Source organism: Paenibacillus sp. QJM3NY_38 (assembly GCF_056173265.1).
This window is the reverse complement of record NZ_CM149665.1, coordinates 3,440,643-3,455,847: the sequence shown is the minus strand read 5'-3', so window position 1 is coordinate 3,455,847 and position 15,205 is coordinate 3,440,643. Positions and strand designations below refer to the sequence as shown.

14 protein-coding genes are annotated in these 15,205 nt (G+C 47.7%); 5 read left to right on the top strand and 9 right to left on the bottom strand.

The window, feature by feature from the left end; genetic code table 11:
* The first annotated feature begins 45 nt into the window (after window positions 1–45).
* The 5 genes from AC0VZ8_RS16055 to AC0VZ8_RS16035 all read left to right on the top strand — a co-directional run bounded on the left by AC0VZ8_RS16055 (window position 46) and on the right by AC0VZ8_RS16035 (window position 5,397).
* Complete coding sequence (locus AC0VZ8_RS16055) at window positions 46–1,497, top strand: alpha/beta hydrolase family protein (protein WP_475487513.1); 1,452 nt, start codon at window positions 46–48, stop codon at window positions 1,495–1,497.
* A gap of 94 nt (window positions 1,498–1,591) precedes the next feature.
* Window positions 1,592–2,479 (top strand): TetR/AcrR family transcriptional regulator, encoded by an 888-nt coding sequence (locus AC0VZ8_RS16050; protein ID WP_475487512.1) that lies wholly within the window; start codon window positions 1,592–1,594, stop codon window positions 2,477–2,479.
* Between the two features lie 431 nt (window positions 2,480–2,910).
* Window positions 2,911–3,624, top strand: a complete 714-nt coding sequence (locus AC0VZ8_RS16045) for a DUF1796 family putative cysteine peptidase (RefSeq protein WP_235613189.1) — start codon at window positions 2,911–2,913, stop codon at window positions 3,622–3,624.
* A 670-nt stretch (window positions 3,625–4,294) separates the two neighbouring features.
* A complete protein-coding gene (gene mscL / locus AC0VZ8_RS16040; RefSeq protein WP_071221848.1) occupies window positions 4,295–4,690 on the top strand; it encodes a large conductance mechanosensitive channel protein MscL in 396 nt (131 codons plus the stop codon).
* A 245-nt stretch (window positions 4,691–4,935) separates the two neighbouring features.
* Entirely contained in the window at window positions 4,936–5,397 is a 462-nt protein-coding gene (locus tag AC0VZ8_RS16035) for an OsmC family protein (RefSeq protein ID WP_475487511.1), read from the top strand.
* A 128-nt stretch (window positions 5,398–5,525) separates the two neighbouring features.
* Here AC0VZ8_RS16035 and AC0VZ8_RS16030 read toward each other — a convergent pair whose 3' ends face one another.
* The 9 genes from AC0VZ8_RS16030 to AC0VZ8_RS15990 form a co-directional block, all read right to left on the bottom strand.
* Entirely contained in the window at window positions 5,526–6,074 is a 549-nt protein-coding gene (locus AC0VZ8_RS16030; RefSeq protein ID WP_071221846.1) for a DinB family protein, read from the bottom strand.
* A 137-nt stretch (window positions 6,075–6,211) separates the two neighbouring features.
* Window positions 6,212–7,360 (bottom strand): NAD(P)/FAD-dependent oxidoreductase, encoded by a 1,149-nt coding sequence (locus AC0VZ8_RS16025; RefSeq protein ID WP_475487510.1) that lies wholly within the window; start codon window positions 7,358–7,360, stop codon window positions 6,212–6,214.
* 59 nt (window positions 7,361–7,419) lie between these two features.
* Window positions 7,420–8,142, bottom strand: a complete 723-nt coding sequence (locus AC0VZ8_RS16020) for a methyltransferase domain-containing protein (protein WP_475487509.1) — start codon at window positions 8,140–8,142, stop codon at window positions 7,420–7,422.
* Entirely contained in the window at window positions 8,129–9,286 is a 1,158-nt protein-coding gene (locus AC0VZ8_RS16015) for a type III polyketide synthase (RefSeq protein ID WP_475487508.1), read from the bottom strand. Before AC0VZ8_RS16015 ends, AC0VZ8_RS16020 begins: the two co-directional genes overlap by 14 nt.
* 253 nt (window positions 9,287–9,539) lie before the next feature.
* Window positions 9,540–10,028, bottom strand: coding sequence for a hypothetical protein (locus AC0VZ8_RS16010; RefSeq protein ID WP_235613188.1), 489 nt, complete (start codon window positions 10,026–10,028; stop codon window positions 9,540–9,542).
* Between the two features lie 217 nt (window positions 10,029–10,245).
* The gene (locus AC0VZ8_RS16005; RefSeq protein ID WP_475487507.1) at window positions 10,246–11,532 is read right to left on the bottom strand and encodes a Gfo/Idh/MocA family protein; all 1,287 of its coding nucleotides are present in this window, start codon (window positions 11,530–11,532) and stop codon (window positions 10,246–10,248) included.
* Window positions 11,533–11,559: 27 nt separating this feature from the next.
* The gene (locus AC0VZ8_RS16000; RefSeq protein ID WP_071221824.1) at window positions 11,560–12,447 is read right to left on the bottom strand and encodes a carbohydrate ABC transporter permease; all 888 of its coding nucleotides are present in this window, start codon (window positions 12,445–12,447) and stop codon (window positions 11,560–11,562) included.
* A gap of 20 nt (window positions 12,448–12,467) precedes the next feature.
* Entirely contained in the window at window positions 12,468–13,358 is an 891-nt protein-coding gene (locus AC0VZ8_RS15995) for an ABC transporter permease (RefSeq protein ID WP_071221825.1), read from the bottom strand.
* A gap of 82 nt (window positions 13,359–13,440) precedes the next feature.
* Window positions 13,441–15,165: an extracellular solute-binding protein gene (locus AC0VZ8_RS15990; RefSeq protein WP_475487506.1), complete on the bottom strand. Its 1,725-nt coding sequence runs from the start codon at window positions 15,163–15,165 to the stop codon at window positions 13,441–13,443.
* Between the last annotated feature and the right edge of the window lie 40 nt (window positions 15,166–15,205).

Below are 15,205 nucleotides of genomic sequence, written 5' to 3'. Positions count from 1 at the left end.
ACATCGAATAAACCACAATAACCGTTACACATAGGAGGAGCTTACTTGAGATTCGGAGAATTGGTTATCATACTATTCATTATCGCTCTGGCTACAGCTACGATTTGGGGACCAAAATCGAAGAAAAGCCGGCTGATTTACTCGTTAATCGCGCTATATATCGTTACGGTTGTGCAGATCATCGTTGAGGATTGCCGGTGGCAAATGATTCCTTGTTACGCGGCTTCCGTTATCCTGACGGTTTGCATCATTTTTAGAAAACCCGAAAAGAAACCACGCAGTAATAGCAGGAGAAGTTGGTTAGCCTGGTTATGGACCACGGTATTGTTCCTATACGCATCAGTCATGGTCGCACTCCCTCTCCTGCTCCCTGTATTCGCATTTCATCAACCTCAGGGACCTTATCCTGTGGGAACTGCGGTATACCATTTTATTGACAATGACCGGCCCGATGTGTACTCTGTCGATCCGACGGATCACCGTGAGCTGATGGTACAGTTCTGGTATCCTTCCGAGCCCGAAACGGGGGAGGAAGCCGCACCCTATATCCGCAATGTAGCAGCGATTACACAAGGTCTCGAACAGGCCCTGTCCTTCCCAGCCTGGACGTTAAGCCATCTGGGTCTCGTGGAGACCCATGCCTACAGCAATGCCCCGCTGTCCTCCATGGAGCAGGAATATCCGATCTTGATCTTTTCACATGGCATGACGGGTTTCCGCAACCAGAATACCTTCCAGATCGAAGAGCTGGCCAGCCATGGATATATCGTGGTTGGAATCGACCATGCCTATGATGCGGCTGCAACCGTATACCCGGACGGCCGGGAGGTTTTGATCAACAAGCACCAGCTTTCAGGTTTTGAAGCGCTTGACGAGCATATGACATTATGGACTCAGGATGTATCCTTTATTTTGAATCGGCTGGAACAATTGAATAAACAGGATGAACAGGACCGTTTTACGGGCCGTCTTGATCTGGAACGAATCGGCATGTTCGGGCATTCTTACGGCGGTGCGACTGCAGCCCAGATGCTGCTGAAGGATTCTCGTATCAAGGCTGCGATCAATATGGATGGGACCTTATATGGAGAACCCATGCCGAGCACGGGACTTAATAAGCCATATCTACAGATGAATGGTGAGAAGAGTATCGACAAGTCGAAATTCGATAACTCGCTGGATCAAGCTATGGTGCAAAGCGGCCATACAAGGGAGTATTACGAAGATTTTTGGGAGGAAACGGTAAAGCGTCGCATGAATGCTCTGCAGGGAGGCGGATACGCGATGACGATTCCACATACTTCCCATTTGAGTTATACGGATTTTCATCTGTTCTCTCCGCTGCTGCCTAACCCGGGAGAGGATCCAGAAGCGGTTCATCGCATCATAAACGAGGTAAGCGTTGCTTTCTTTGACCAGCATCTCAAGGGAATACGGCATAACGCCATGGATGAACTAGCGAAGAAATATCCGGATATCGAGCTCGTTCAAGATTGAGGCACCTTTCTTGTGCCTGTGGATTAGCTCCGCAAAAAACGATATGATAGTAATCGAATCCGGTTTGTTTGTGCATCGTTAAGGGGGCCGCGCTATGAGTTTGTTAAAAGAAAAAATATTGCAATCGGCTATTCGTTCCTTTGCCGAAAAAGGATATCAAGCGACTTCGATTCAAGATATCGCGGATGATTGCAGCATCGCTAAAGGCTCAATCTATAAATACTATGGTTCCAAAGAAGAGCTGTACATCCGTATTCTGGAGAAACGACAGCAGGATATGATTGATGCCGTAGAACAGATCCGCAAAAAAGGTTTATCCCGCAGGGAAACATTTCTTGAGGAGATCGCTTATCAGTTCGATTTTTTCATCGAGCATGGATATTACATATCGCGTGATCATAACGAACTCCCGCCGGCGAACAGTGACAAGATCGGTACCGTCATCCATCAGCTTCAATTGAATATGTTTCGTTATTACCAGGATATTTTGCTCCGTCATTACGGGGATTCGATAGCGGAATGGAAATGGGATGCTACAGCCATCTTTAACGGATTGATCCGCGAGTATACCTTTCATGTTTTGTTTGGATTCAAACCACTCATTCAGAAGGAATTGGCTGTTTTCATTGCTGAGCGAATGGATGATCTCATGCTGGGATTGGAACAACGTGCTCCCCGTCCCCTGCTCACCGATGAACTCATGAAGGAATATTCGATGGTTGATTTAGAGGCACTTACTCATACGCAAGAAATACGAAGAACAGCGTTGATGGATACGATTGAGTCGATTATCCCGGATATGTCCATCACGAACTCCAGAAAAAAAGACTTGTCTGAGGTATCCGCGATGCTGCGGGAAGAGTTCACCGCTGAACGTCCACGTTCCTTTCTAATCCAAGCGCTGCTTAAGGATCTGTCTTCGGAGAATGAGCTGACTTTCTACACCAATCAACTGCAGCAGTTGATTCTAGAAAGTAATTGAGAGGATAACCAAGGAAGCCCTAGCCCTCTCTGTCTCTTCACATTGGAATCTGTCCGTGGAATCATTCAAAGAAAAGAAGCTGCATGCTTTGCGGCTTCTTTTCTTTAGGTACGTATGATGTTACATGTATTCGACCTTCGCTTGATCCCCAATTCAATGCATCTCCCCGCATTCTGCTTGTTCTAACTCCAGTTCCCTGCACGTCCCCATCAGCATAATGCTTGTAATTGCAAATAAAATGATCATCACATTTCTCATCATATATCACCTTCTTATATGTTCATTACCCCCAGTCTAAACCATAATGAAAGATTCACTTATCGATTAACCTTTCTACAAGCTTACATTTTTGTAAGACACTCCGATCAAAACAAACAGTTCCCTACCTATAAATGTCCATACGTCCCGAAAAGAGGCTGAATACGATAATCATGGACGTATATGAGAGAGTGGTGACAAATGTGAAGCTGGTAGATGTGAAAGGCGCCTATGATGTGATCATCAGCTTGGGCAGCTGGTGCGGGCCATCGATCAATTTGCGGCAGCGTCAACTAAGACGTTTTTCTTTCCCGCTTGATTGGATGATCACGAACTCCATTTCAGATGTAACCCGGTTATTGAGCAACCGCTTCATCGGATTTATGGAACTTGAGCATATGCGGAAGATTGAAGGCACTTCCGCTCTTTTGGAGGATGGAATCGCCACGCCTGCTGGAGGAAGACCGTACCATGATGCTCATTTCATACTGGATACGCAATATGATATGATCTCCGTACATGACTTCCCGATTTGGCCCAATCAAGATTGGACGCAATCGTATGCTTCTTATAAAGAGAAGATAAATCTTCGCATTCACAGATTCTATGAAGTTCTCAACAACAGCCGATCCGTTTTATTTATCAGGTGGGGGGAAGTGAACGCCCCGGAGGCTGCTCTGCTTCATGCCGTCTTATCCTCGTTCGTAGCCGGTACGTGTAATATACTTTTTCTTCGAACCATGCATGATATTCAAGATGTGCAAGAATTGGATTGGGGGATCGACGGCGTTTGCACCCTCCAGGTTCCCATCGACCGTCCTAATGATGTATCCATTTGGAATCACGCGATGGAAGGGCTTTATTTGACCGGCTACTGGAAGGACTAAGTAAACTGTAAGAGCATCTGTTGGAAATGACAACAAAACGTAAAAAAGCTGCCGCTAATAAGCGGACAGCTTTTTTGATATTACGGCTGTAGTGTAATGACAGAAAAATAGCTATTGAACGCGAAATGATTGTTATTTTGTTGTTACACTGTGACAATTGAGCTGATTAAAATACGGGCGGATCAAAAGAGAATGCTAAAGGTAACATACGAGAAGGTGTACGTGTTCTAGTTTATTTTTTAGCCCCCCTCCATCCAATCTTAATAGTTCACAGAAAAGACCGCATCAATATTGGTGCGATCTTTTCTGTGGACTAAAAAACTTCAATCTCTTAATGTCTAGTAGGCTCTCTTCAAAGAAAGCGTACGATTGAGCAAAAAATCATCCTACCTAACGCTTTGAATGAACTTTTCCCCACTTTCAATAATAGAGTCAGTGTGGTGCAATGCCTTTAGCAAGTTCATCTGCAATGTCGCTGTTCGTCCAGAATTGATAGCTGCGAAAAAGTATTCATGGATATAACCTCTTCTGCGCAAAGCTCGATGTTGCCATTTTCCGTAAAATGATACGGCTTAACGATCTTGCGCATTTCACTAGTTGCTGATAGGATATTTCGAGTGGTAGATGAAATGCCGCCCTACATTTTGAATTGAAAAGCAGGTGACGTATTATGAATTTATTAAAAGAGTTTAAAACCTTTGCGCTTAAGGGTAACGTGCTCGATTTAGCCATTGGGGTTATCATTGGTGCTGCGTTCGGCAAAATCGTATCCTCCTTGGTGAGCGATATCATTATGCCGGTAATTGGCTTGCTCCTTGGCGGAGTCAATTTATCAGGACTAGATGCGACAATCGGAGATGCAACGCTTACTTATGGAGTTTTTCTACAGACGGTCGTAGATTTCCTGATCGTCTCCTTCTCGATCTTTATGTTCATCCGTACACTTAACCGCTTCAAACGCAAGGAAGAAACGAAGGCGGAAGAGCCGCCGGCTCCATCGAAGGAAGAACTATTGTTGACTGAAATTCGCGATTTGCTGAAACAACAAAATAAGGCTTCCGAATAATAATATGGAACTGATCTAGTGCGTGTGTTTTCGTTATGAGAGCACACGCTCTTTTTTTACCTTCTTCCATGTCTCACCCATAGGAATACACACGAACGGCATATTGGTCTCTTCATACTATATTGACAGATCATGTTAAATAGAATTATAATCCTTATTAATCCAAGTTAAATAGTATGTATTTGAATATAGTACAGTCCACTTACGCTTAATGGGGCTGTCCAGACAAAGGGAGATGGTACTATATGCCAAGTGTCCAAACGTTCAAAGCAACAGCCCATTTGCAAGAAGGGGTAAAAGTTGTTGCTAATGTAAGGCAGTTCGAGTTAGTCATCGATGAGCCGAAAAGCCTTGGAGGTACGGATACCGGAATGAACCCCGTTGAAGCTCTGCTTGCCTCCCTTGGGGCATGCCAATCGATCGTGGCCCGTGTATTTGCGCCAAAATTCGATGTGATCCTTGAAGATTTCAGGGTTGACGTAGAAGGAGATCTTGACCTGGACGGATTCTTTAACCGCTCTGACGTACGCCCAGGGTACTCTGATATTCGATACACCTTCTACATCGAAACCCCTTCGTCCGCCGATAAGGTTGAACAATTCGTTGAATTCCTGGAGCGTAAGTGCCCTGTGGGCGATACGATAGCGGCGCCGGTAAATTTGAAACTGGACCGCATCGTCATCAATAACGGAGTGACCGATTCTTAATTAATCTACATATAAGGGCTGCCCGGTTGCACAAAGCAACTTAGCAGCCCTTCATTTTACATCGTATTTCGAATCCCTCTTAGGGATACCCAGGTAAAGATCATGCTATGGCCCCATGGATACATGTATTATTGCTTGTGAACAGCATATAGGAAACGGCAATAACCGATCTCGGCCGCATTTTTCATCAGTTCTAGATTTAGCCAGGCCGCCAATTCATGAAAAGGCTTATCCGTGAAAGGCCACAAAGTCCGCTCCGTAGAAAGGAACGCAGCGTCTGTCAAAGCCGACATTTCACGTTTCCACTCGCAGCTCATTTCATGTATTTGATCTCTGGTCTCTTGGATGTTACCCAGAGAATGGATGTCTTCACGGACCAATGTCCCGCTGCCGAACGAATGATTCAGTACCATAGACCACCAGTATGTGATATGCCATGTCAGCCAAGAAATACTCGGCGGGCCAATTCCATACTCCTCGGATTCAGGCCATTCCGCCAGCCAGATTCCAGAATCACGGTAAACATGGAGCCCCTTCGCAGCAGGTCGCCAATGGAACTCCTCATCGTGAAGCCCCGTAAGATGCAAGTCGAGCATCTGCCAAGCGATTTGGAACTGGAAATCAAGAGTACTTCGAATAACCCCGGTCGGATTAGGCGAATACTTTCCATCCTGCATAACGCCCCTCCATTCCAATATAATAAACGTTTTATATGTATGACTGTTATTTTATAAACATAATAAATAATTGTTTGCTATTAGTCAACTTATATCCATAGAATGACAATACAAAAAAGCCGCAAATCATGCGGCTATTATCTGGTGCCTATGCCCGATTCGGATAACCGGGTAGCTTTTACGATATAGGACGCCAATCCTGGAATCATCCGGGCGATGCCTGGATAGAAGCGGTTGGTTTTGGCAAAAGCCAGGTTCTGAATTCTCCTTGCCCTTCTGAGAAGCTCCTTAAACGTACGATTAGCTTCAAGCGTATATTGCTCTCGCCATTGTTCGAAGGTTAATTCTCCATGTAAATATTTGTGTGTCCAGCCGGAGCATAGCCATGATGATCGCAGAGCAACCGACATCCCGTCCCCGCACAGCGGCGGAAGCATCAACATCGCATCGCCGATATGCGGATATTCCGACCATGGATGCGGCGTATTGGATAAATGAAGCGGGGCAATCGATACCTGGGTTCCCGTAACAGGCTCCCCTTCAGCCATTCGTTCGGCTAACCTTCTGTTCGTACGTGAAGCGGCCCGTAGAATTTCTGGCACCGATTTGCCGCTGCCCTGCACTGATTTCAAGGTCAGCAACGCGGCTACATTGACCATCCCATTTTCAATCGGCGAAATTCCGACATAACCCCCCTCGCAAAAATACAGCTCAACTTGAGCAGGGATCGTAATGCCGCTATAATGCGATTTTACACCAACATACACGGTATCATCCCGATACGCCTGGGCAGAGGCAACGCCGCGTGGCCTTTTTGTACCGTACGCACCAATAACGGCCCTTGCCTCATATCGAACGATCTCATTCCCTAGCCTTGCATCGACTTCATACCGATGATTATCCAGCTTCTGAATGTTGGTTACGGTTGTTCCCGTGACAATGTCCGCGCCCGCGGTCACTGCATGCTCATGCAGCAGGCGATCCAGTTCATAGCGGCTGATCCCGGTTGCTTGCCCGGGTAACGGAGCGTTAATCTCACCGCCATGCGGCATTACGATTTTGGCGTGATCCATGGAACTAGGCTCAACCGTTCCACGTAATTTGACCCCTAGATAGTCCAGCATCTCTTTGGTCTCTGGGGACATGAATTCACCACAGGTTTTATGGCGCGGAAAGGATTGCCGGTCCAGCAATATCGTACGATGTCCTTGTTTTGCAAGCTGTAGTGCACAGCTTGTGCCGGCTACTCCCGCTCCAATGACGATGACATCCGCTTGCTTTGACATATATGAACACCTGCCTCATAGCTTGCATGAAGAACATTCATTTGGTAACGTGTAGAGGACTAGCGAGTCCCCTGTTTCGGGATAACTACGGAATAACGGAACAACGACTTCCATTTATAGGTCATGGTGTCGTGATTGAGCTGCTTTTTCAACTCTCTCCAATCCTTCCCTTTAAATCCCTTAGCAACCGATAACGGACCATCATGGCGGATATAACGATTGCGGGAAATGATACGCGTCGTAAGCCAGACTGCCGTGTAGGGTACCGGATGCCGATGAATATCATTGATCACGACCCCGTAAATAGAAGCTCTCAGCATATGCATCACCATCTCCACCAGCTGCTCACCCTGGAAATGATGGATGAACTGGGAACCTGTCACGATATCAGCCGATGCATCGGGTAAATCTCTAACATCGGCGCGTCGAACTTGAATCCTCGGTTCGTTCGTAAACAAGCGCTTAGCCTCATCGCATGCTTCTTTTGTCATATCGACCAAGGTAATATTCAGCTTGATGCCCCTTTGATCCGACCATTGCAGCAGCTTCTGGTTTACATCGCCTGAACCTGCTCCTACGTCCATGATGCTAAGGGTACTCGGGCTACCAATCGATTTCCAAAGCTTCTCTACGCCGTCTAAGGTAGGACCAGGCGCTGCGAAGATTCGATTCAGTTTCCTTAAGTGCTTCAGCGCTTCGATCAACTCTTCCCCTCCCATGGAAAAGTCATCCATAAGCTCCTCTTCCTGCGCCCGGATGGATAAGGTTCTAAAGAAGGACATGGTTCAGATCCTTGACCGATGACGTATATGACTTCACGTAGGTAAATCGCATAAGCTCCGCGGTCAGGCCCGGGCCGAAGGCCATGGCTACCCCTTCCGTGGAAGTTTTGTTCAGCTCTTGCATCTCTTTACGCATCGCACTCAGCACAAACATAATGGTCACGGAGGAGAGATTCCCCGCCGTTCTTAAAATGTCCCTGCTGTATTTGGTTTGTTCATCGGTCAGACCCATGACTTCCTGGACAGAATCCACGATGCCCCGTCCGCCAGGATGGATGGCCCACAATTCTGGGAGCTTATCTCCCTTCAGAAGAACACGCATTTCTTCTTCCAGGTGAGTACCAAGCAGCTTGGGTATACGCGGCGATAAAAAAAGGTCAAAGCCTGTATTGCCTACTTCCCACGTCATATCCTCCGTTGAATCCGGGAGCACAACCGAATAACCCGAGCCAAGCTCCAAATAATGTTGATGATCTGTTTCCGGGTGACCGATAATACAAGAGGAGGCACCATCACCGAAAAACGAAGCAGCAAAAAGCGCTTCCCTCTCCTTGACCGGCTGAAAATGAAGGGTGCAAAGCTCCACGCACACAATCAGAACCTGCGACGCCGGCGCTCCTCTGACAACATCCCTTGCCATCTGAATCGCTTTAAGGCCCGCAGCACATCCCTGAAATATCAACGGCAGACGATTGACGCGCGGTGAAAGCCCCAAATGACGAATCAACAGCACATCCATGCCCGGCTGGTAGTGGCCCGTGCAGCTGACCGTAATGAGATGCGTGATTCGATCCGGTGACATACCGGCATCTTTCATTGCCTTCTCGGCTGCTTCTATGCCAAGCGGGAGGGCCTCCCGCTTGTATGTATCCATTCGTTCCTCGGTAGTCGGGATGTCGGACTCGTCATGGGAAGGCAGATAGCGGCATTCTTCCAATGAACCAAGGTAGTTGGATTCGCAAGTATAACGAGTTTCGACACCGCAGGATCGAAATACTCTTCGAGCAAAGCGGGCCAGATCGGGTTGATCCTGCAGCGTAGAAGCAATTAAATCCGCAATATCCGACTGTGCCACCGAATGTACCGGCAAAGCCGTACCCATCCCGAGTATCGCAACATCGGATATACCGTCTGTATGTTTCATGCTAACCTCCTGTCTCGTCTTGGAATTAAACATGATTACCCTTCCCTGGGCATTTTGAATTCGTTCAAAGACATACTCTTGAGATTAGGATAACCCGAGCATAGCAAATTATATCCAATTCAAACCAAACGCTTCATACGCTTGACCGCAGTCGTAAAAAAAACAACGGTTTTTTCGTGGTTTCCTTGGCTACATATGATGGTTACGCTTATGTAAAAGAAAACGCGATTGGCTCCTGAACGCGGATCCTGTGTTAAGACTCGTCCAACTGACTTCCTGGAAGCTCAGCATTGGCAAGAAGCACCCATTGGTTTACTTCATCGTAACCGGATACCTCGGCAATGACCCGATAACGAGGGTACATCCATTCAGCAGGGGAGCGTGACTCCAGAGCGCACGTGTCAGTCAAGCCAACGGCCCGCGGTTCCAACAAGTTAATCAATGTGCCTTGCGGAAAAAAGGCCTCGATGAACCCTTCCACTTTAGCGCCTACTGGAAATAAACGTTGAGTCTGATGCCAGTCCTCCATGCCGGCTTGCAGCTGTTCCAACCAAAGCTCCTCGAATGCAGCTTGACTGATTTCTGAATAATAGGGTTCCTCTGGATTAAGAGGATGCTCCGCCAGCATGAAATGAGAGGATTCGTGCTTCCGGTTGGATGTAATGCAGCTGCCATCCTCATAAAGAACGATCTGCCTATATGCCGTGCCGTTGTTATCAATTTCAAAATACCAGGTTCCCATCCCCGGCTCCTGAATATCCTTTAGATATCGTATAATCGTCATCTCCTATCGGTTAAAGCAAGCCTTCAAGAAATTTGGTTAAATTTCTAGATTTATTTTACCATAGCCAGCCACTCGGGAACGGCGACTTGCTCAGATATATCAGATTTATCTCTTACCTCTCTAGAATACAAAACAAGCCCGATTGCAGCAGCAACCAGGCTTGAGTATCTACCTATTAGTTCCCGGACTTCGTGCTCATTGACGGGCTAAACTGCTGCTCAAATTCCTTTAGGGAGATGACCTTTCCATCCACTCTCGACTGCTCAGCCGCAAACGCCATGAGATGACTTTGAACGGAACGGCTTGCCGAAGTCAGCCCTTGATCGCTTCCCCCTGACTGCACAAGTCTCAGAAAATCCTTGATCAGGCCCATATCACCGCCGCCGTGTCCGACATGCCCGCCTCTATCCTCAAAAGATATTCGCTCGATCTTGCCGCTGCCGAAGTGAATGATCTCGATTTCATTCTTCTCCATGGCGCCGCGGATTTCCCCGCGGGTTCCCATCAGCTTGATCGTGCGGCTGACATCTCGCGTAAACGCACTCATCGTAAATGCAGCCGTCACGGTGTTGGCAAATTCCAGATTGACGACCTGATGGTCCACAACGTCATTATCGCAATGGTATACGCAGCGGCCATATGGCCCCTCCAGCAACGCCTTGTAACGGGCATCATAACTCATATCATCACTGATCGCCGACGTTGGCCAATTCGTATCCTCTGTCAAATATAGATCAGGCGCATAATAGAGACACTGATCCGAGACCGGGCATCCATCCAGACAGCGCTTGGGTGCGCCTTCCGGTGCCTGCGCTGCCGTAAAATGACTCAGCGAGCCAAAAGAGGATACACGCAGGCAATCCGAGTCGGCAAGCCATAGCAAAATGTCGAGATCATGACAGGATTTGGCGAGAATCATAGGGCTGGAATCTTCCTTACGACGCCAATTCCCCCGGACAAAACTGTGCGCCTGATGCCAATAGCCCACGTTCTCGTTATGCTGGATCGACATCAATTGGCCAATGGTTTCACGCTCCAGTAGTTCCTTTAAAGTTGTGAAAAACGGCGTATATCGCAGCACGTGACAGATGGAAAACACCAGCCCGGCCTGCGAAGCCATTTCGCCCATCCGGATGCACTCCTCGGGATCTGGAGACATCGGTTTTTCCAGCAGCACATGGTAACCGGCCTCCAGCGCCCGAATCGTCGGCTCGAAATGCTGCTTATCCTGGGTGCATATCAATACCGCGTCTGCAAGCTTGGGCCCTGCAAAGAAATCATTCCAATTCTCGAAGCAGGCCGAATCTTCAAGGCCATACCTAGCTTTAAACTGTTCCCTCCGCTGCTGATTCGGTTCCGCGACGGCAACCACCTCAAGTTCATGGGGATGGAGCAGGGCATATTCCATATAGTTGATGCCTCGCAGCCCTGCTCCGATGAGGGCAACCTTAACCTTATTCATCCGATTCTTCTCCTTTTTTACAAGTGCTTATTCTTTAACGCTGCCAACCGTCATCCCTTTAACGAAATATTTCTGCAGGAACGGATAGACGACCATGATCGGCAGCGCTCCCATGAATATTTGGGCAGTCCGCAGCGTTTTCTCGCTCAAATTCTCCATCGCCTTGATCTGCTCGATCGATATCGAGGTCATTTGGGAGTTAATTGACATAATGAGCGTGGATAAATAGGTTTGCAGCGGATATTTATCCGGTGAATTCAAATACAGAATTCCGTCAAACCATGCATTCCAGTGTCCCACGATGGTAAACAAGCCGATCGTTGCAATGGACGGCAGGGAAACCGGCAGGTAGATACGCCATAATATTCTCCAGTGTCCGGCACCGTCAATCGTTGCAGCCTCTTCCAGCTCCTTCGGGATCGTTCTGAAGAAGTTCAGCATGAGGACCATGTTCCAAACATTGAGCGCCCCAGGAAGAATCAGCGCCCATACGGAGTCAATCAAGCCGGTATTCTTTACGATCATATAAGTGGGAATCAAGCCCCCTCCGAAAAACATCGTAATGGCAAAAAACCACACGTACGGCGTTCGGAACTTAAATTGATGATTGGATTTTGATAACGGGTATGCGGTTATGAATACCAAAAACATATTCACCGCCGTTCCTAACACAACCCGTGTAAGCGAAACCTGAAACGATCGAAAAAACTCCACCTTTTCACCCAAATACCGGTAAGCATCCAGGTTGAAGCCGACGGGCCAGAGCCTCACTTCTCCCGCCATCGCCGCTGTATTCGAGCTTAACGAAATCGAGAGCAAATGAATGAACGGAATGATACCGAGCAAGGTGATTGCGGATAGAACCAGCGTATTCAAGATTACAAACAGCCTTCTGCTGATCGTTGGTTTGTGCATTTTCCTACCTCCACTCCAGCCTAAAAGATCCGATAATTGTTATATTTATAAGCCGCATAGTACGTCACAGCCACGAGTGCCAGGGAGATGACGGATTTAAAGAAGCCGACTGCGGCGGCAGGTCCGAATTGCTGACTGAACATTCCAAGCCTATAGACGAAGGTATCGATAATATCCGCACCTTCATAAACCGTCGGGTTGTACATAATCAGAATCTGTTCGAAACCGGCATTGAGAATTCCGCCAAGACTTAATACACCCAGCAGGATGAGAATCGGTGCCATGCCGGGAAGTGTAATATGAATCATCTGTTTCCATCTTCCCGCTCCGTCTACTTCTGCAGCTTCATACAGCGTTGCATGGATTCCTGTTATGGCTGCGAGCATAACAATCATGTTATAGCCCATTCCTTTCCATACGTCCGAACCGATAATGATCCCACGGAACCAGTGGTTATCCAGCATAAACATGATCGGTTCCATATCGAGCGCACCCAGCAAGCCGTTTACCGGACCATTCAAGGAGAACAATTCTATGATGACGCCGCCAAGCACCGTCCAGGACAGAAAGAATGGCAGGAAGATGGCGGATTGGATAAAGCGCGAGAACCATCTTCGGGTAACTTCGTTGAGAAGCAGTGCCAGGATCAGAGGCACCAGTAAAAACAAAATCATTTTGAATACGGAAATGACAATGGTGTTCCACAGTACCTGCTTGAAATCGGGCAGTTCAAATACATATCGAAAATTGTCAAAGCCAACGAAATCCGAGTGGAAGAACCCGGCCAGCGGCTCAAACTGTTGAAAAGCCATCACGAGGCCGGCCATAGGCCCATAAGCATAAATTAACGTAACGATAACTCCAGGCAGCAACATCAAATGCAGCAGATATTCTTTTTTCAGCGTTCTCACAGATGAACCTCCCCGTCCATTTAAAACGGGAGGAATCTGCCAACTTCATAAAGGCTTATCCTCCCGTTCTATCATTCAAAGATTATTTGGCACTCTGCTGGCCGTACCAATCGTTGACCTCTTGCGTGATCTGATCGCCGCCAAGCGACTTCCAGCTCTGAACGAATTTATCAAATTCATCCAGTGAAGCCCCCATGACGATCTTGGTGAAGGTTTCCTGCATCAGTTTATCGAGCTGGGATCCCTTCTCCACTTGCGTTGCCGTGGGAAGGCCGTAGAATTCATTGTTCACATAAGCCTGATTTTCTTTGATTTGACGCGTCATTCCCCAGCCGCCGTCTTTCGCCGCCCGACTGAAATACTGGCCCCAATTCACGCCTTTCGAGGCATCTGCGGTATTACCGGCAAGGTAATCCTTTGTTGCTTTGAAGACGTCGGCCACATTTTTGTAGTTCTCGTCATCCAGCGTGATTTCCGATTGGTTCGCGTCAAGCGCTTTGTTTACTTCCGTATAGATCGTATCGATTTGGGCCGGATTATAAATCCGTGGGTTGAACCAATTGTATACATATCCTTTTTCCGCTTTATTCTGATCCATGTACTTTTTGTTGCCCATCTCGATGTAGAAGTTGATCATCTTAATAGCAGCTTCCGGATTCTTCATTTTTTTGTTCACGACCACGAGCTTGTTGCTGCGAATCTTGGGCACCATGGACTTCCCGGGTCCATCCAGCCCAGGAATTTGAAGGGCAATCCATTCTGCCTTAGGATCTTTATCGACATTGAGATTCAATGGCCAGTTCGGATACCACCATTCGCCGTAAGAAATGCCGACCTTGCCTGCGGTAATATCTTCAACGGACTTGTTCTCGTCCTTCAAGGCAAACTCCTTATCCAGAATTCCTTCCTTGTACCAGGACTGCAGCTTGCCCAGCGCGGTCTTTACTTCCGGCTGAATGAGTCCAGGTATAAGCTTGCCGCTGTCGTCCTTAATCCAGGCCGACTGATTGTCCCCGATGGACGGATAAGCGCCAAATCCATTGAAGAAACCTCTCAGGTCAAAGCCCCAGAAGAATAGATTTTTCTGCATCGCGATACCGTACGTGTCACTTTTACCGTTTTGGTCCGGATCCTGCTGCACAAAAGCCCTTGCAACCTGTTCCAGCTCATCCATGGTTTGCGGCGGCTGCAAATTCAGGTTGTCGAGCCAGTCCTTCCGGATCCAGAGCAGCTGGGTAGACAGGAAAGGATCCTCAAATCCGGGAATCGCGAGCAGCTTGCCTTCCGACGTAAACGTCTTCATCGCAAATCCGCCGTCAGACTCCATGTACTTTTTCAGTGCTGGTGAAGCAAAGTCGTTGTAAGCTTGGGTAAGATCGGCAAGCATCCCCTGCTTCTTCAGCTTCTCGAAGTTCTTCTGGTCCAATTCCATCACATCCGGCAGATCCGCCGAAGCCATGGCTAATGAAAACTTCTGTTCAAACTGGCTGGAAGGCACCGTCCATTTGTACTGAACCTCAATGTTCAGCATGTCTTTAAGATCTTTGAAGTAAGCATTCTGTTCAGGTGTAATCCCTTGCGGCGTCCGCGGATCCTCCGGCGGATTGTAACCGAGCACTTGCGTGACCGTCACCATTTCAGGATATTTGCCGAGTGGTTCAGGTGGTGCAGTATTGGTTTTTGCATCCTCGGTAGAGGTTTTAGCCGGCGTCCCCTCAGATTCTTTTACCTGATTCGAGCATGCAGCCATTACCGAAAGCGTCATCGTGCTAATCAACATCATCTTCGCTAGCTTGATCCATCTCATGATTGCTTCCCCCTTTATCTGGCGTAATCTTGAAATCCGT